The 14,950-nt window shown below is 61.4% G+C and carries 21 protein-coding genes, 1 tRNA gene and 1 pseudogene; 14 read left to right on the forward strand and 9 right to left on the reverse strand.

Translation table 11 applies throughout. The annotated features are described in order from the left end of the window. The first annotated feature begins 230 nt into the window (after positions 1-230). The 3 genes from CO671_RS04315 (at position 231) to CO671_RS04325 (ending at position 2,318) form a co-directional block, all read left to right on the forward strand. Positions 231-1,130 carry a DMT family transporter gene (locus tag CO671_RS04315; RefSeq protein WP_097604741.1) on the forward strand — a complete coding sequence of 300 codons (900 nt, stop codon included), beginning with the start codon at positions 231-233 and terminating at the stop codon, positions 1,128-1,130. Between the two features lie 3 nt (positions 1,131-1,133). Continuing rightward, positions 1,134-1,826: a phenylalanine--tRNA ligase beta subunit-related protein gene (locus tag CO671_RS04320; protein ID WP_097604744.1), complete on the forward strand. Its 693-nt coding sequence runs from the start codon at positions 1,134-1,136 to the stop codon at positions 1,824-1,826. Between the two features lie 93 nt (positions 1,827-1,919). After that, the gene (locus tag CO671_RS04325; protein WP_010026790.1) at positions 1,920-2,318 is read left to right on the forward strand and encodes a DUF427 domain-containing protein; all 399 of its coding nucleotides are present in this window, start codon (positions 1,920-1,922) and stop codon (positions 2,316-2,318) included. Between the two features lie 44 nt (positions 2,319-2,362). On the opposite strand, the gene CO671_RS04330 is transcribed toward CO671_RS04325, so the two are convergent. Then, complete coding sequence (locus CO671_RS04330) at positions 2,363-2,608, reverse strand: hypothetical protein (protein WP_097604746.1); 246 nt, start codon at positions 2,606-2,608, stop codon at positions 2,363-2,365. A 53-nt stretch (positions 2,609-2,661) separates the two neighbouring features. Between CO671_RS04330 and CO671_RS04335 the strand changes: the two genes are divergently transcribed. The 5 genes from CO671_RS04335 (at position 2,662) to CO671_RS04355 (ending at position 5,460) form a co-directional block, all read left to right on the forward strand. Beyond that, positions 2,662-3,333 carry a DUF922 domain-containing protein gene (locus CO671_RS04335; protein ID WP_097604749.1) on the forward strand — a complete coding sequence of 224 codons (672 nt, stop codon included), beginning with the start codon at positions 2,662-2,664 and terminating at the stop codon, positions 3,331-3,333. 200 nt (positions 3,334-3,533) lie between these two features. Beyond that, positions 3,534-3,887, forward strand: coding sequence for a DUF1428 family protein (locus tag CO671_RS04340; protein ID WP_097604751.1), 354 nt, complete (start codon positions 3,534-3,536; stop codon positions 3,885-3,887). 92 nt (positions 3,888-3,979) lie between these two features. Continuing rightward, positions 3,980-4,402, forward strand: coding sequence for a secondary thiamine-phosphate synthase enzyme YjbQ (locus CO671_RS04345; RefSeq protein ID WP_097604754.1), 423 nt, complete (start codon positions 3,980-3,982; stop codon positions 4,400-4,402). A gap of 181 nt (positions 4,403-4,583) precedes the next feature. Continuing rightward, a complete protein-coding gene (locus tag CO671_RS04350; RefSeq protein WP_038690266.1) occupies positions 4,584-4,889 on the forward strand; it encodes a hypothetical protein in 306 nt (101 codons plus the stop codon). A 229-nt stretch (positions 4,890-5,118) separates the two neighbouring features. Then, positions 5,119-5,460 (forward strand): hypothetical protein, encoded by a 342-nt coding sequence (locus CO671_RS04355; RefSeq protein ID WP_039621117.1) that lies wholly within the window; start codon positions 5,119-5,121, stop codon positions 5,458-5,460. A 301-nt stretch (positions 5,461-5,761) separates the two neighbouring features. Here the strand turns inward: CO671_RS04355 and CO671_RS04360 are convergent, their stop codons facing one another. After that, positions 5,762-6,499 carry an SIMPL domain-containing protein gene (locus CO671_RS04360; protein WP_097604756.1) on the reverse strand — a complete coding sequence of 246 codons (738 nt, stop codon included), beginning with the start codon at positions 6,497-6,499 and terminating at the stop codon, positions 5,762-5,764. 543 nt (positions 6,500-7,042) lie between these two features. On the opposite strand from CO671_RS04360, the gene CO671_RS04365 reads away from it, so the two are divergent. Next, positions 7,043-7,594: a hypothetical protein gene (locus tag CO671_RS04365; protein WP_097604759.1), complete on the forward strand. Its 552-nt coding sequence runs from the start codon at positions 7,043-7,045 to the stop codon at positions 7,592-7,594. A 328-nt stretch (positions 7,595-7,922) separates the two neighbouring features. Here the strand turns inward: CO671_RS04365 and CO671_RS33640 are convergent, their stop codons facing one another. After that, positions 7,923-8,069: a hypothetical protein gene (locus CO671_RS33640; protein ID WP_004677729.1), complete on the reverse strand. Its 147-nt coding sequence runs from the start codon at positions 8,067-8,069 to the stop codon at positions 7,923-7,925. Positions 8,070-8,296: 227 nt separating this feature from the next. Here CO671_RS33640 and CO671_RS34115 point away from each other — a divergent pair, with 227 nt between their 5' ends. From CO671_RS34115 to CO671_RS04380, 3 genes and pseudogenes are all read left to right on the forward strand, one after another. Beyond that, a complete protein-coding gene (locus tag CO671_RS34115; RefSeq protein ID WP_097604762.1) occupies positions 8,297-8,491 on the forward strand; it encodes a hypothetical protein in 195 nt (64 codons plus the stop codon). A gap of 179 nt (positions 8,492-8,670) precedes the next feature. After that, positions 8,671-9,051 carry a hypothetical protein gene (locus tag CO671_RS04375; protein WP_097604764.1) on the forward strand — a complete coding sequence of 127 codons (381 nt, stop codon included), beginning with the start codon at positions 8,671-8,673 and terminating at the stop codon, positions 9,049-9,051. A gap of 167 nt (positions 9,052-9,218) precedes the next feature. Further along, positions 9,219-9,461: pseudogene (locus CO671_RS04380) on the forward strand (serine protease); the annotation flags it as partial. 39 nt (positions 9,462-9,500) lie between these two features. Here CO671_RS04380 and CO671_RS04385 read toward each other — a convergent pair. The 3 genes from CO671_RS04385 to CO671_RS04405 form a co-directional block, all read right to left on the reverse strand. Continuing rightward, a complete protein-coding gene (locus CO671_RS04385; protein ID WP_245424949.1) occupies positions 9,501-9,683 on the reverse strand; it encodes a hypothetical protein in 183 nt (60 codons plus the stop codon). Positions 9,684-10,311: 628 nt separating this feature from the next. Further along, positions 10,312-10,917, reverse strand: coding sequence for a BRCT domain-containing protein (locus CO671_RS04395; RefSeq protein WP_097604766.1), 606 nt, complete (start codon positions 10,915-10,917; stop codon positions 10,312-10,314). Between the two features lie 526 nt (positions 10,918-11,443). After that, a tRNA-Ile gene (locus CO671_RS04405) sits at positions 11,444-11,519 on the reverse strand. Positions 11,520-11,739: 220 nt separating this feature from the next. On the opposite strand from CO671_RS04405, the gene CO671_RS04410 reads away from it, so the two are divergent. Then, the gene (locus tag CO671_RS04410) at positions 11,740-12,108 is read left to right on the forward strand and encodes a response regulator (protein WP_064684469.1); all 369 of its coding nucleotides are present in this window, start codon (positions 11,740-11,742) and stop codon (positions 12,106-12,108) included. Positions 12,109-12,228: 120 nt separating this feature from the next. On the opposite strand, the gene CO671_RS04415 is transcribed toward CO671_RS04410, so the two are convergent. From CO671_RS04415 to CO671_RS04425, 3 genes are all read right to left on the reverse strand, one after another. Next, positions 12,229-12,420, reverse strand: coding sequence for a hypothetical protein (locus CO671_RS04415; protein WP_064684267.1), 192 nt, complete (start codon positions 12,418-12,420; stop codon positions 12,229-12,231). Beyond that, positions 12,417-13,082, reverse strand: coding sequence for an acyl-homoserine-lactone synthase (locus tag CO671_RS04420; RefSeq protein ID WP_037140360.1), 666 nt, complete (start codon positions 13,080-13,082; stop codon positions 12,417-12,419). Before CO671_RS04420 ends, CO671_RS04415 begins: the two co-directional genes overlap by 4 nt. A 388-nt stretch (positions 13,083-13,470) precedes the next feature. Further along, on the reverse strand, positions 13,471-14,196 hold the full coding sequence (locus tag CO671_RS04425; protein WP_097605073.1) for a LuxR family transcriptional regulator: 726 nt from the start codon (positions 14,194-14,196) through the stop codon (positions 13,471-13,473). 121 nt (positions 14,197-14,317) lie between these two features. Between CO671_RS04425 and CO671_RS04430 the strand changes: the two genes are divergently transcribed. Further along, positions 14,318-14,512 carry a hypothetical protein gene (locus CO671_RS04430; protein ID WP_097578720.1) on the forward strand — a complete coding sequence of 65 codons (195 nt, stop codon included), beginning with the start codon at positions 14,318-14,320 and terminating at the stop codon, positions 14,510-14,512. The last annotated feature ends 438 nt before the right edge of the window (positions 14,513-14,950 follow it).

Raw genomic sequence — 14,950 nt, forward strand, 5'->3', positions numbered from 1 at the left:
TGAGGCTCTCTGGAAGGCCGCGGTTGCCTTCAAGACTGCTCGAGCACCTCAGGATGAGGGCTGATCGTGGGTGCCGCGGGCTGCGACCGCTCTCCAGCCTCATCCTGAGGTGCCCCGCAAGGGGCCTCGAAGGACGGGGCTGGCCGAGGCGCCGTCTCCGCCCTGCAATTTCGTTCAAGACCGCAACCGGCCCCTGCTGTTTCCTCGGCGCATCCAATCGGAGATGCGGAATGTCGAGACAGGTTCAAGGTTACATTTATCTGACGCTGGCCATGCTGACGGTCGGAAGCACGGTCATTGCGAGCAAGCTCATCGCCGCCGGCCTGCCGCCGTTTTCCGCCACCGCTGCGCGCTTCGCGCTCGCCTTCCCCGTCTTTCTCGTGCTGATGCGGGCAACCGGCGTGCGCCTGCCGAAGCTCTCCCGCCGTGACCGCCTGATCCTCTTCATCCAGGCCGGGGCCGGCAGCGTCGGTTATACGACGCTGCTGATCTCCGGCCTCAGCCTGACCTCGGCGGCCGATGCCGGGGTCATCATCGGCACGCTGCCGGTGGTCTCGGCGGCAATTTCCATCCTGCTGCTTGGCGAGCGGCCGCAGCCCGCCCTGCTTCTCGCCGTGGCGCTGGCGACCGCCGGGGTGTCTTCGATCGCCTTCACGCCGAAGGCGGCCGGTGGGTCGCTCGCCGGCAATGCGCTGATCCTGCTGGCGGTCGTCTGCGAGGGGCTGTTCATCCTGCTGAACAAGCGGCTGACCGCCGATATTCCGCCGCTTGCCCAATCGACGCTGATGACCGGCATCGGCTTTGCCGTCGCCGTCATTCCGGCCGTCTTCGAGGCGCCTTCGGCCCAGGGCTTGTCCGCAAGCGCTGCGGCGGCCGTCGGCTATTATGCGCTGGTGCCGACCGTCGCCGGCTTCCTGCTCTGGTATGCGGGGGCCGAAAGGGTGAGCGGCACGGAAGCCTCGCTTTTTACCGCGCTCGCGCCGGTGTCCGCCGTCCTGCTCGCCTTCGTCACCCTCGGCGAGCCGGTCGGCTTCAGCCAGCTTGCCGGTATTGCCTGCGTGCTTGCGGCGGTGCTCGGGCTCGGCCTGGCTGGCAATCGCACCGCAACCCAACCGACCGAGGGGAGATAGCCCATGCGTTTCAACCATTCCGCCGCCCTGTGGCAGGCCTTTCCCGCGCTCCGCGCCGGCGCGCTCCATGCCACCGGCATCGATGCCGATGTGGATGTCGAGGCGGCGATAACAAGCTTCGGGGCGATTGCCGAGGCCCGGCTTGACGGCGCCCAGGAAAGCGAATTTCCGGAGATCCAGGCCTGGCGGCGCGGCTTTTCCCGCATGGGGCTGAAGCCGACGCAATATCGCTCGGCCTCCGAAGCGCTGCTGCGCCGCTTCCGCCAGGAGCACGCGCTGCCGCGCCTGCATCCGCTCGTCGACCTCTGCAATGCGGTCTCGCTCGCCTTCGCCATTCCCATTGCCGTCTTCGATGTCGAAAAGATCGCCGGCGATCTCGAGGTCCGGCCGGCGACGGGTGACGAGACCTATCTGACCTTCGGCGGCGACATCGAACATCCCGAACCGAACGAGGTGATCTTCGCCGATGGCGGGGGAAGCGCGCATGCGCGGCGCTGGACGAACCGGCAGAGCGGGCTATCGGCGGTGCGGCAGACGACGCGGTCGGCGCTGATCGTTGCCGAGGCGCTGCATGCCTCGGCCGAGGCGGATATCGGCAGGCTGGTGGCAACGCTCGCGGATCAGCTGGCGAAGGCCTGGCCGGCGGCGCCGAAAGCGGCGCTGCTCAGCGCAGCATCGCCGCGTTTCGAATTCTGAAGCGGATCGCGCCCGGGACGGAGCGTTCACACCTTGGGCCGGCGGCCTGCCCGCCCTATCTTCCCGGGATCGATCGCTTCTGGAGACAACCGCATGTCAGATAAATCGATCAAGATCCCCGGGCCGGACCATCCGATCACCGTCGAGCACAATCCCTGCCGCGTCGTCGTCACGCTCGGCGGCAGGACGATCGCCGACAGCCGCGACGCGCTGACGCTGCGCGAAGCCTCCTATCCGCCGGTGCAATATATTCCGCGCAAGGATGTCGACATGTCGCTGCTGCAGCGCACCGATCACCGCACGCATTGCCCCTATAAGGGTGACGCCGCCTATTACAGCATCATTCCGGGCGGCGAACGCGCCGAGAATGCCGTCTGGACCTATGAGGCGCCGAATGCCGCCGTCAGCAACATCAAGGGCCATCTCGCCTTCTATCCCGACCGCGTCGACAGCATCGAGGAAATGGCCTCGCCGGAAGCCGGTACCTTCTGAGGCGCCGGAAGCCGGTACCTTCTGAGGCGGGCCGACGCCAGCCGTTATCGCAGGACGTCGAGCCATTCATTGCTGAAGACGAGGCTGGCGACCGTGACCGGTTCGCCGCTTTCGTCGCGGACGGTGACGGCGATCGTCAAGCGATCACCCGCGGGCAGTTCGTCGCGGGCCACATCCAGCAGGATGCGGGTCACCTCTTTTGGAATGTCTTCACGCGATTTCAGCTCGGTGCCGTGCTCGTCGCGCGTTGGACCTTCCCCATTGTGCAGATCGAAATAGTAGCGAGCCATGTTCTTTCCTGCGCGTCAGAGGAGAAATCACCGGTGAAGACAATTGTTCCCCGATGAATGACGCGTTGAAAGCTTCGATCGCTCCCGTTAGGGTCGCGCCAAAACATTGTTCGGGGATGCGCGTGAGGGCAAAATTCATATCTTGCATGTTGGCGGCGGTTTTCGCTTCGCTGCCGGCGGCAGCACTGGCCGAGGGATGGCAGGCGGTGGAAGAGGTGCGGCCCTATGCGATCTCGGGCATGTCGGGTGCGGCGCTCTACGAATCGATCGGCGAGCACGGGCCGAAGGCCGGGGTCGCCGGCCGGGTGATCGCGCATACGACGTTCAAGCTCACCTGGACGCGGAAATACGAGCCGCAGGGCAGCGCCTGCGTGATCACGACCAACAAGCCGAAGCTCATCATCACCTATACGCTGCCCAAGCCCTCGGCCGCGCTGCCGGCGGCCGTCAAAACCAGCTGGGACGGTTTCATATCGGGTGTTGCGGCGCATGAGCGGGTGCACGGCGAGACCATCAAGGAGATGGTCAGGGAAATCGAGACGACGAGCATCGGCCTGACCACTGCCGACGATCCCGACTGCAAGAAGATCAGGGTCGAACTGACGCGGCGCCTCGGCGAGATCTCCGCACGGCAGCGCCAGCGCGGCCGTGACTTCGACAAGGTCGAAATGGGCGATGGCGGCAATATCCAGCAGCTCATCCTCAAGCTGGTGAACGGGCCGTGACTGCCTGAGAAGCCTGCCTGCCGCTCCACCCCTGGACCAGCCTCGCTGAGCCCCTATCTCTCCCCGCTAATGCATGTCGCCCGGAAGTGTGCAGCGGTTCCGGGACAACGACATGCATTAAAACAAAGAGTTAAAGCGCGTCGCATGAATCAAAATTTGACGCGACGCGCTTTAACGAGGATGGATCGAGGAGACATGCAATGTCCTATGTCGATGGTTTCGTCGTGGCGGTGCCGAGGGAGAATATCGAGGCCTACAAGAAATTCTCGACCTTCGCCGGCTCGCTGTGGAAGGAATATGGCGCGCTCGAATATGTCGAATGCATCGGCGACGACGTGCCCTATGGCGAGCTGACCTCCTTTCCCCGCGCCGTGCAGGCCAAGGAGGACGAGGTGGTGGTTTTCTCCTGGATCACCTATCGGTCCCGGCAGGAGCGCGACGATATCAATGCCAAGGTGATGGCCGATCCGCGGCTCAAGGGCGATCAATGGCAGATGCCGTTCGACGGCAAGCGGATGATCTATGGCGGTTTCGAGACGCTGCTGAAGCTCTGACACCGGCGCCGTCACCTGCCGAGCCGGCCATTGACTCGGCCGTCATGGCGCGCCAACTCGCGGGAGAAATCATTGCGAGACGGAGAGCGCCCGTGCCCCAGACAATCCTCACCTTGGCCACCCGCGGCCAGGGCCTTTACGAATTCACCGACCAGGCGGAAGCCTTCGTCGGCGCCTCCGGGCGGGAGGAGGGGCTTCTCACCGTCTTCGTGCGCCACACCTCCTGCTCGCTGCTGATCCAGGAAAATGCCGATCCGGATGTGCGCAGCGATCTTCTTTCCTTCTTCCGCCGCCTCGTGCCGCCGGCCTCCGATCCCTCGATGGGCTGGGTCGTGCACAGGGCCGAAGGGCCTGACGATATGCCGGCCCATATCAAGGCGGCGCTGACGCAGGTGTCGATCGGCATTCCCGTCGCGCGCGGCCGGCTGATGCTCGGCACCTGGCAGGGCATTTACCTCTTCGAACACCGCGACCGCCCGCACCGGCGCGAGATCGTGCTGCATCTAGGCTCCTGAGAGAAAGCGGCGCCGGACGCAAATGATCGCTCGACTCCCATCGGGCGAAAAACTGCTCATCTTCTTGTGAATGCAAACTGAATGGCCGGTTCGAACGCCATTCAGCTTGCAGCGTTTACTGTCGAGACAATCCCCTCAGGGAGAGGTTGAAAAAACAAAGACCAATCGACGGAGACAGCTGATGACGCATTTCCTCACCAAGGCTTGCCTTGCCGCAGTGCTTGCCCTTTCATCCATTCCGGCGACGATCTCCACGGCCGCTGCCGCCGGGCCGCAGACGAGTTTCATCGTCGAGGCGCAATATCATCGCCCGATCCGCGGCTGCTCGCCGATGCATGCGGTGCGCAAGGCGCGGGACTTCGGCCTGCGCAGAGCCCATATCACCCGCATGTCGCCGCGCGTCGTCGTCGTTGCCGGGCGTGACCGCCGCGGCTGGGACAGGATGGTCTTCGCCAATGTCCGCGGCTGCCCGCTGATCCGCCGCTGACGAACCGGTCCGAACGGGCTGCAGCGTCCTTTGTGTTTCAAAAAGACACGCGGCGCGTTGCGAACCCGGCCGGCAAGCGCTGATACGAGGCTTGCCGGCCATTTTGCCTTGACGGCGACACTTTCAGCCGTCTCTTCTCTGATCTGTATAAGTGATTCCCGGAGATGCCTCAGGCGTGATGGGGGGACAGCGGCTTGGCCGCACCGACTTTAAAACGAAAGGTTTTTCGATGATGCAGTTTCTGGCAAAGGCGGGTCTTGCCGCCATGCTGATAACAGGCACCCTTGCCAGCACCGCGGCCCCGGCCGCTGCGCAGTTCAGTATCATTATCGGCGATCCGGAGCGTGAGCCGCCGCGCGATTACCGCCGTCCGCCTCCGGGCTTCGATCGCCGGCCGCGCGGCTGTGATCCCAGGCTCGCCGAAGATCTCGCCCGCGATTACGGCCTGCGCCGCGCCCGCGTCGTCGACATCACCCCGCGCCGCGTCATCGTCCAGGGCTGGACCCGCCGCGGCCCCGACGAAATGAGCTTCGGCAACGTCCGCGGCTGCCCGGCACTGCGCCGCCGCTGATATCCGCTGGAATACCCGCCTCGTCTCCGATGCGGGCCAGAACCGCCTTTGCCAGTCTCCCCGATCGGCAAGGGCGGTTTTCTTTTTGTGAGCTTGTTTGATGGCAGCTGCGCTCTTTCCTCGGGTTTGGACCCAAAGGCTGCCCCTCACCCTAACCCTCTCCCCGTAAACGGGGCGAGGGGACGTGCCATGCTAGAGGTTCGCGGGGGACGGAGAGGTCGCGGCATATCCCCTTCTCCCCGTCAGAACGGGGAGAAGGTGCCGGCAGGCGGATGAGGGGCAGACGCGCGGCGCCTTCATTTCACGGCTCGATCGCAAACGTCACCGTGACGCTGACATGGTAGGTGGTCTCGCCGCCCTGGACGGGAACGGCCGCGTCGGCTTCCTTCATCATCGTGGCGCGATAGGCCGGCTGCGGCAGCGGGCGCGGCTCATTCTCGTTGATCTCGATGACACGGCCGAGCTTGACGCCGGCTGCTTCGCTCAGCGTCTTCGCCTTCTTGACCGCCTCGGCGACGGCATTCTTGCGCGCCTCTTCGACGGCAGCATCCGGCTTGTCGTTGGTGAACTGGATCTCGCCGCCCTGATTGATGCCGAGCGTGACGGACTGGTCGATCACCTGGCCGAGCTTGGCAAGATCGCGCAGCCTGACGGTGATGGAATTGATGGTCTGGTAGCCGATCAGCTGCGGCTGCTGCTGCTGGCCGTCGACCGGCTGCGGATAGTTGTATTGCGGCTGGATGGAAAAGCCGGAGGTCTGCAGATCGCGCTCGGCGATGCCGCCGCTCTTCAGCGCGCCGAGCACGTCTTTCATCGCCTTGTTGTTCTCATCGAGCGCTTCGCGGGCGGTCTTCGCCTGCTTGACGACGGAAAGCGTGACGACGGCCATGTCGGGCGCCATGGACGATTCGCCATCTCCCGTCACCGAAATCACCGCCTCGCGCGGCTTTGCCTCCTGCGCCAATACGGGCGCTACGGCCGCCAGCGGCAGGGCCAGAAGGGCAGTCATCAGAACAGTCTTGGACAGGTGCGGCGCCATGTTTCATTCCCTAGTTGTCGTTTCCCGGATGAACGTTCTGTCGGTTGATTGTGAAGCTATTGCGGCGGAAGGGAAGGGCGTGGGTGCGCGGAGAGAAAAATATGCGGAGAGGCGTTGCCGTGTAATCCCCCTCTAGCCTGCCGGATATCCCCATGTCGGGAAGATTGGTTGGAAGACGTTCACGTCACTCTCCCTCATTCCTGTGCTTGTCACAGGAATCCAGTGCGCCCAAGTCCTTGGGCGCGAGAGACTCTGTTTCAACGTCGATGATTATTCACCGCGCAGACGCGCGGTGGCTGGATTCCTGTGACAGGCACAGGAATGAGGGAGTTCGAGGTGACGCTCCCACCAGACGCCGGTAACGGCGGTGCGTTTTTTGGCTGCGTGGCGGCAGGGCAAAGGCGGCGGCCACGGCACAGCCTCTCCATTGCTGCGGGTTCGTCAACGGCGCACCACCTTCCCAAATTCCCCAAACCTGATAGCAAATACGGCGGGTTAAGAAACAGGGGCTTCCGGACACGCTGTGCCCGGCAAGGGGACAACATGCGCTTCATCACAATTCTATCAATCGGCCTCGCCATCGGCCTGGCAGGCTGCTCTCAGGTGGCGGAAAAGGCGGAGAACGCCGCCAACCGCTCCTTCACCAGCTATGCGCTGGGCAAACCCTATACTGACATTGCCAATCTCGGCCAGTCGCCGATGGCGCGGCTTTCCGGCTCCGACGCCACCTACGGCCCGATGATCGGCGCGACGCCGTTGACGAACGGCATGACGCTCTACCGGCATATGGCGCCCGCCGCCAAAACCGAGACCGGCACGAATTTCGCCGGCCTGGTCGGCAGCTCCACCGTGTCGCAAAACAACCGACTGTCCTATTTCCTGGTCGGCGCCGACGGCCTCGTCAAGGATTGGGCGACGGGCTCGGTGCAGGGCAGCGCCAGCGACTGCGTGCAATATATCGGCGGCATCATCAATCGCTGCAACGACATACGGCAGCTGCAGGCTTCGCTCGCGCTCTACGATATGCGCGTGGCGACCAAGGGCGGTCAACCGATATCGAGCTGGGGTGAACCGGCAGCGCCCGCGGTGAACTGAGCATGCGCATCCGTGGTTCCTCGGGTCGAGCCCTGAGACCCACGGAGGGCAGGGGAGCGTCTCCCACCCTCCGTCATACTCGGGCTTGACCCGAGTATCCATGCCGCACGCGGCGCGCGAGCTGCTGGGCTGCGGTCGCCATTGTCAGTGCGAACGCCAACGCAGTACTTGGGGCTATGGGTCCTCGGGTCAAGCCCGAGGACGACGGAGGGTGGGGAGCTTGTGTGGCTAGGACCGCAACCGCGTGGTTGCTTCGCTATCCCTGGCGGAAAGCCTTACATCATCCGGAACCGGATTTGCCGTGACCGCTGAAGGATGCAGCGCTGAATTAAGCGCCGAAATCATCCATGAAAGAGGGATGGATGGCAGGCTTGCGTTCTTCGCGGGCTTCGCGAAAACGCTGGGGAACAGCACCGAGACCGGTCACGAAACGGGACAGGAGATTGCGGTTGAAAAGTTTCTGTATGGCACTCATGGCATTTCACTCATTCTTTTTTTTGTTAGCCGGCAGCATATATTTTGCCCAAGCTGCCGTCGCAATGGGCAATTTTGCATGACAGTTATGTGACAGTGGATGATCACATTGGCGTTAGAAGAGCCCGTCGGGGCCACTCCGCCACCATAAACCCTCGGCGGCCGCCGACGTGGCGTGGTAGACTGGGGGCTTGGGCTAAACCCAAGCCCTCCGAAGGAGAAGCTCAGATGAACCGCTTTTTCGCACTTGTCGCGACCGGAACGCTGATCAGCCTTGCCACGATCACTTCGGCCTGCACTTCGTCCCCTGACCTCGATCAAACGTCGTCGATCAACGGCAGCTACTATCAGGAAAGTCGCCCGCTTAATCCGGCTTGCACGGATGGGTTCAGGCCGAGCGATGGGCGGTCTTGCAGTTATTAGGTGGCTTTGCCTGCCGCGGCCTTGGCGGAGCACGCATTCAACATGCGAATCGGAACGGCGACCCGTCGCGTGGCCGTATCGTTTCAAGGGTGAATGGTAACGACGAGTGCAATTTTAGGTAAATGTATCAGCCAGAGTTAATCGCCTTATGCGATGCGTAGTGGATCATGGAGGATTTGATGATCGCTACCCGTTTTTGTGCTGCCGCTACCGTCTTTACCTTCGCCGTAACCGGCGCTTTTGCCCAAACCGCACTCCCACGAAATGGGGCGATACCCGAGGGATATATCACGGTTCAGTCGAGCATCGCGCTGTCGCTGCCCTTTGATCAGAGCGCTCCGGTCGGCGAGCAGGTCCAAAAAGCCCAGAAGGCGCTATACGACATTGCGTCGAGGAACTGCTCAGTCGTCGTGGAGACAATCGCGGAGGATTGCAAAATCACCGGGATCACCAACAACGTCGACATGCAACGCGGCAACAACCGCGACGGTTTCATTTCTGTCCGTGGCCAGATCAGCATGGCGATCAAGCTCAAACCTTCGATGCAAGGTTCGAAATAGACGGTCGCGAGCACCGAGTCGGGTCACCCGATTTTGGTCTGCCCGGCCTGCACGCCGTCCGGCAGCGCCGGTCAGAGAGGTCGTGCGGCGGCTTAGCTAAGCGCCGTATTGGGCCACTCCCGCCGCGTGAAACTCCTGGGATTGACAGCCAATTCATCTGCACCGCCGTGGACGCGGCGAACGATCTGGCGTTGGTCAAGATCAACGCTGAGGAGCCGTTCAAGCCGCTCGTCTTCCGGCACGCGCCAACGCGGCTCGGCGAGGACATCCTCGCCATAGGCTTCCCGCTGGCGACGTTGCTGTAGGATTCAGTAAAAGTCACCACAGGTAACGTGAACGCGCTCGCGGGGCTTCGAAACGATACCCGGTACATCCAGATTTCGACACCGATCCAGCCCGGTAATTCCGGCGAGCTGATGGTGGGGCGGGCCTCGGCCCGCCTAGCCTCTCTAGCGTCGCAACGCGATGCCGATTTCGGCCAGCGTGCCAAGCGCGATGGCGACCAGCAAGGCGTAAACACCTCGGTCGATGATCGCTCCGGAGCTCTCCGCCCTGCCACCGTAGCGGCGCAGAGCTTCCTCATAAGGTCCGAGGATTTCGGTGGCGATACCGATGCCGGTGATGATCCGCATGACACTACCGACAAGGACAATCCAAGCCACGATCCTGGCGAGTTTTGCGAAAATCATTTGCCCCCAGCACTGATATAGAATCGCGGACGATTTTCCGCGACCGTGGAAAAGTTGCGTTTCACGCAACTCCTTCGTTGCGGCACCCGGCAATCTGTTGCACGGTGGTGTCGCCAGATGCGGAGAGAGACGGTTGCTGCCGTCCCTCTCATAGCGGGTGTAGCGCCAGCAGTCTCGGAGCGACCATTACGCTTTGTCAGAGCGGTCGTTTCCGTGACTGCGGGTCGCACTATGACGCGAATCATTGATCCTGTGCGCATGGGCGTGGTTTAATCCACATGTTTATCCATGGGAAAATCTACGCGTTCCCGCCCACATCCCCGTCTTCATCGAGCTCATGGACGAGCGCTGCTTTTTGGGTTTCCGGTTATAAGGACTTTCATTGGTCGACTTGAGGGATATTCCTTCGGCGCTCACCTTCGCTTGAATCGCCGCTGGCGATCTTTCCATTTTTAATGCGATAACCGGCGTCGGTGTATTGCTAGCGGCCAGATCTTTAAGTTGCGCCACCTCCTTATCGGTCCATGCCTTACCGCTATCGCGGGTTTCTTCGTCATGCTGCCCTCTCTCGCTAGAGATGCCTCACCCAATGCTCTTCAGAGACGATCGAGATCGGAAAGCCCTTAAGTCGATATTCCACGGCATTCATGATCTTGTTGCCGAAAGATGAGTGCTTCCAAGAGTCGGTCGCGTACATGCCGATCACCAGAACGTTTGTCCTTTGGGTGAGGCTGCCGGCCGAGGCGCCGCGTTCAGTAACGGCCGCCTCACAGTGCTTACGCTGCCCATAGTTGAAGGTGCCCGTGAAGCAATAGGTTCGCCCCTCGAACGAGAGAATGGGCGCTGGCGCGCACAATGGCAACGTGGTTGCCTTCAGGGTTTCGCCGAGTTCAAAGTCGCGGTTAGAGAAGCGGTTGAGAGTGTCCAGCAATTCAGCTTTCTCCTCTTCGTCTACCACCCCATCTGAAAGAATATCGCGCACGCGGTAGAAGAGAGTGCTGAGTATTGGAAGATCACTGATCCCCGCATTCGCAACCAGCCATTTTTCGAGAAATTCGACCTCTGCCTGGTTGATGTTGCCGTCCGCAACCAAGCCGCGCGCCAGTCCGATCAGTTCGTCCACTTGTCGACTTGTGATGCGATCATTCCCGAGTTTATTGTAAAAGGCGTCTTCCATCGCTCTCTCCCCAGCACAGCGTGTAGAGAGAAAATCAGAAACGCAACCGAAAGTCGAGGGCGGCATCAGGTGCTGGGATTTGATAGTCACACCGCCCTTTTCTCCAAGCTACAAATTTGTCAAACCTCAACACGTAACGAGACGCCTTGGCCTGCGGCAAGCTGGCCATCTGCGAGGAACGTGATTCCTCCGGCCTCCAGAGCTCCCTGAACTGCGGTGAGGTGATTGGAGATCGGTGTGTGCTGACCTTTTTTCGAAGTCCCGAATGGTTGAGAGACCGACATTTGGGGCATCAGCCAGCTGCTGTTGCGACCAAGCTTTCATGCCCCTGGCGACGCGGCATTGTTCAGGTGTCATCGGTCTCCTCGGCGTGGTGAAACTTGTGTGCGCCATCTTATCGCAAATGGTGCGAAGCTTCTTTTGCCTGATCGGAACGAGAAAATGTCCCACTTTGCGAGGCCAAACTAAAAAAGTGGGACCGTGAGGCCAAAGATCATCAAGAAAAACAGGATCTTAAAGAATATAGTGGTGGGCCCGGAGGGACTCGAACCCCCAACCAAGCGGTTATGAGCCGCCGGCTCTAACCATTGAGCTACAGGCCCTGACGCCGGTGGTGGGCGCCGTGGCGCCGAAGATCGGCACCGTGATGCCGGGGCAATGGTTCCCGCAGCATCGGTTCGCTCTAGCCCAAATTGCAGGGAGCTACAAGCGGGCAGGGCAACATCTGTGGATGATGCGTATTTCGCGGGCAAAAGCACTGGAACCTTGCTGCGCGGGAGACACTTATTCGAATCAGATTCCGCATGAAAAGGGCGTTTGCAGATGGTGGCTTCGAACAGTGCCGTGGTGCTCATCGTGGAGGATGAGCCGCTGATCCGGTTCAATATCCTCGATGTGCTGGAGGATGTCGGACACGTGGCGCTGGAGGCGGCGAATGCCGATGAGGCGATGGTGGTGCTGAAGGGCCGGCAGGATGTCGATATCCTGTTCACCGACGTCAATATGGCCGGGTCGATGGACGGCATCCAGCTTGCCAAGCGGGTGAGGGCGATGCGGCCGAATATCGGCATCATCATCACCTCGGGCATGGTGCGGCTCGATCCGATGGCGCTGCCCGCCAACGCCGCCTTCCTGCCGAAACCCTATATGCACGATACGCTGATTACGACGATCGATTCCCTGATGACGTGACTGGATTGCCTGGCGACAAGACAGGGGCGCGCAGCCGCAAAACGGGGACAGGTTTTGCGGCTGCGCGCGAGGCGCCGGGAGCCATGCTCCTCTTCAGGCGGGGCGGAGGGAACCGCACCCTCAGCTGAAGCTGCTCTTCAGCGCCTCGTTCTCGTGATGGGCCTTCTTCTCGTAGATCGTAAACAGCGCCATCGAGAGCAGATAGGAGAGGAAGGGATCTCCTATCTGCGTGGCGATGTCGCGGGATGCGAGCACGTGGCGCTCCAAAGCGCTGATATCTTTCTGCATTGCGGTTTCAGCGAGGCGGTTCATGCTGCCATCTCCAGGAATTGCGTCACGACCGAGCGGGCCGGAACATGTCTGACATAAAGGGGTAGGGTCAGGCCGAGGGCGGCGCGCATCCTGCGCAGCACGCGATCCGACACTTCGAAGGCGCCGCAGCAGACTGGGTACTTGCCGTAGCCGTCTGCGCGGCCGAGTTCTTCCACTTCGGCGCCTGCGCGCTTGTAGACGCGCTTGAGATAGGGTTCGTAGTTGGAAATCATCGTATGGATGCCGTGGTCGAGTGCGCATTCGCACAGTGCGAGCAGCATCATCGAAAAGGCGCGGCCGGCATCGATATTCGGGAAATCCTTGGCGATCGCCTCTTCGTCGATGCACATGCGCGTGCCCTCCCAGATGCCGGGGGCGACGAGATCGGCGGCCGCGGGAAACGTCTCGCGGAAGACGTCGTAGAGCAGGGTCGGCCCGGTCGTCGGCATCAGGCGCATGCCGCCGTAAAGCCGCGTGCGGCTGTCGTTGCACCAGACGAGATAGGCCGGGGCGAGCGCATCATAGCTGTCGCGTTCGTAAGGACCGATGACGGGAACGTCCCAGCCGAGCGTGTCGGCGAAGACCTTCTTGCGCAGGCGGAACATCTGGTCGAGTACGGCAGCGTATTTCTGATACTCATGTGCCTGAATGATAACGAACATTTTGCCCTCCAGCGTTTGCAGTTCGTGGAGAGCAGAATGGTTCAGGCGGGCCGCATCGGAAATTCCCTCAGATGGGCCCCCCCAGATGGGGGGATTAGCCCAAAAGTATGAGGGTTGGGGTTAGGCCCTGCGCAAGCAAGGCGCTGAAGCGCGGCAACGCTTCAGCGCCTTGAATCTGGCTTGCGAAACAGGGTCGTGGATCGAGGAAAGCGGAAATGCGCTCATGCATGTCGCCCGGAAGTGTGCAGCGGTTCCGGGACAACGACATGCATCAAAACAAAGGGCTAATGCATGTCGCCCGGAAGTGTGCAGCGGTTTCCGGGATAACGACATGCATCAAAACAAAGGGCTAAAGCGCGTCGCATGAATCAAATTTGTGCGACGCGCATTAGGGATTGATGATGCGCAGTTGCACCGCCCGCGAGGCGGCCGCCGAAATCGTGGCACAGCCGAGCTTGAAGCGGGCGGTCTTCAGGTAGTCGCGGGTGGTGTGCTCCGAAATGCCCAATATCACCGAGATATCCTTGTAATCCTTGCCGAGCGCGGTCCAGTGCAGGCACTCGATCTCGCGCGGCGACAATGTCGGCACCGGATCGTTCTCGCCATGCAGCTCATAGACGGCCTTGCGGTGGATCAGATGGGCGATCTCGATCCATTCGTTGCGGTAGCGGCGCACGAGTTCGGCCCATTCCTCGGCCGGAATGCGGGCGTTCATCGACAGCAGCGCGCGGCGCTGCGCCTTGTCGGCGACGGGAATGGAGTAGCCGTTGCCGCCGATGCCGTGCTTCTGGGCGTCGACCAGCATCGCATAGGCCTCCGGCGTCGGCTCGACTTCGCTCCAGTCGAAGGGCAACTGGCGTTCGAAGCCCTGCTTGACGATCGGATCGACCTTCACATAGCTGTTCAGGAGGTAGCGGGAGACCCAGGCATCCGGATAGGTTGTGCGCACGAAGGGCGAATCGATCTTGCTCGCAATGGTTTGGGCGAGGTGGTAGGTGACGAAATCGAGGCCGTATTCCGCCTGGAGAATACGGATGGCGGCATCCACATTGGGCGCAGCCTTGATCTGTTCGAAAGCGGGTTCGAACTTGTCGCTGTAAGTATTCTCGATCATTTCCATCGTCCCAATTGCTTCAATCCTACCGTGAGGACCGTCTAAAATACAAGGCATCCCCACATATGCGGGAGTGACAATCCGGGCACCACCTGCTAGCGCCTTCATAGGGAGGCCTCATATGGACAGCACGAGACCATTCGAGATTGCCGAATGCCAACAGGCCGCCAAAGGCCTGAAATCCAGCTGGCAGGACATGGCAGGTTCCGAAGCCTTGATCCGCGCCCTCGTTGCCGAACGCAATGGCGACAGTCCGCTGGCGCTGTTCTGGACCGAGGTTCATCGGGCGCTTTGCCAGGAACACAAGGCTTTCTGACAGATTTGCCCCGGCGGACGATTTCAGTCTTTCCCCGATATGAACAGCATCGCCTGGCATCGAAACCGGCCCCCCGGCGAGATGAAACCCGCGCTCCGCCCATGAGTCGGTTTTCATTCCTACCCGTTTCCGATTTTGCAAAGAGGGTGTCGAGCGGCAATGTCGCCGGCGGGGAGGGGGATAGCGCTTATCCCCCGTCTTTGTGCCAATATGCTTGATGAAACGTTTCGAGCCGGAACAGTTGGCGTTCCCGCAAGCGGCTGCACTGTGCCATTACTGACACTTCCTGGCTAAAGAGCGAGATTTCCATCGGTCGGCTTGGAAAGCATTACTCCGCGAGAGCGCCGCTCGTTACGCTCTCCTCGCCCGCCGGTGAGACAGGTTGGGCCCTCTCTCCCCCCCTCTGGTTGCACGGGCCGCAGCCTCTCTCCGCCCGCA

It is taken from the genome of Rhizobium sp. M10 (genome assembly GCF_002531955.1).
Lineage (GTDB): Bacteria > Pseudomonadota > Alphaproteobacteria > Rhizobiales > Rhizobiaceae > Rhizobium > Rhizobium etli_C.

What these genes read in the sequence shown, in the direction of transcription:
- CO671_RS04315 (WP_097604741.1), top strand. Translation starts at nt 231, where the DNA reads ATGTCGAGACAGGTTCAAGGTTACATTTATCTGACGCTGGCCATGCTG.
- CO671_RS04320 (WP_097604744.1), top strand. Translation starts at nt 1,134, where the DNA reads ATGCGTTTCAACCATTCCGCCGCCCTGTGGCAGGCCTTTCCCGCGCTC.
- CO671_RS04325 (WP_010026790.1), top strand. Translation starts at nt 1,920, where the DNA reads ATGTCAGATAAATCGATCAAGATCCCCGGGCCGGACCATCCGATCACC.
- CO671_RS04330 (WP_097604746.1), bottom strand. Translation starts at nt 2,608, where the DNA reads ATGGCTCGCTACTATTTCGATCTGCACAATGGGGAAGGTCCAACGCGC.
- CO671_RS04335 (WP_097604749.1), top strand. Translation starts at nt 2,662, where the DNA reads ATGAATGACGCGTTGAAAGCTTCGATCGCTCCCGTTAGGGTCGCGCCA.
- CO671_RS04340 (WP_097604751.1), top strand. Translation starts at nt 3,534, where the DNA reads ATGTCCTATGTCGATGGTTTCGTCGTGGCGGTGCCGAGGGAGAATATC.
- CO671_RS04350 (WP_038690266.1), top strand. Translation starts at nt 4,584, where the DNA reads ATGACGCATTTCCTCACCAAGGCTTGCCTTGCCGCAGTGCTTGCCCTT.
- CO671_RS04355 (WP_039621117.1), top strand. Translation starts at nt 5,119, where the DNA reads ATGATGCAGTTTCTGGCAAAGGCGGGTCTTGCCGCCATGCTGATAACA.
- CO671_RS04360 (WP_097604756.1), bottom strand. Translation starts at nt 6,499, where the DNA reads ATGGCGCCGCACCTGTCCAAGACTGTTCTGATGACTGCCCTTCTGGCC.
- CO671_RS04365 (WP_097604759.1), top strand. Translation starts at nt 7,043, where the DNA reads ATGCGCTTCATCACAATTCTATCAATCGGCCTCGCCATCGGCCTGGCA.
- CO671_RS33640 (WP_004677729.1), bottom strand. Translation starts at nt 8,069, where the DNA reads ATGAGTGCCATACAGAAACTTTTCAACCGCAATCTCCTGTCCCGTTTC.
- CO671_RS34115 (WP_097604762.1), top strand. Translation starts at nt 8,297, where the DNA reads ATGAACCGCTTTTTCGCACTTGTCGCGACCGGAACGCTGATCAGCCTT.
- CO671_RS04375 (WP_097604764.1), top strand. Translation starts at nt 8,671, where the DNA reads ATGATCGCTACCCGTTTTTGTGCTGCCGCTACCGTCTTTACCTTCGCC.
- CO671_RS04385 (WP_245424949.1), bottom strand. Translation starts at nt 9,683, where the DNA reads ATGCGGATCATCACCGGCATCGGTATCGCCACCGAAATCCTCGGACCT.
- CO671_RS04395 (WP_097604766.1), bottom strand. Translation starts at nt 10,917, where the DNA reads ATGGAAGACGCCTTTTACAATAAACTCGGGAATGATCGCATCACAAGT.
- CO671_RS04410 (WP_064684469.1), top strand. Translation starts at nt 11,740, where the DNA reads ATGGTGGCTTCGAACAGTGCCGTGGTGCTCATCGTGGAGGATGAGCCG.
- CO671_RS04415 (WP_064684267.1), bottom strand. Translation starts at nt 12,420, where the DNA reads ATGAACCGCCTCGCTGAAACCGCAATGCAGAAAGATATCAGCGCTTTG.
- CO671_RS04420 (WP_037140360.1), bottom strand. Translation starts at nt 13,082, where the DNA reads ATGTTCGTTATCATTCAGGCACATGAGTATCAGAAATACGCTGCCGTA.
- CO671_RS04425 (WP_097605073.1), bottom strand. Translation starts at nt 14,196, where the DNA reads ATGATCGAGAATACTTACAGCGACAAGTTCGAACCCGCTTTCGAACAG.
- CO671_RS04430 (WP_097578720.1), top strand. Translation starts at nt 14,318, where the DNA reads ATGGACAGCACGAGACCATTCGAGATTGCCGAATGCCAACAGGCCGCC.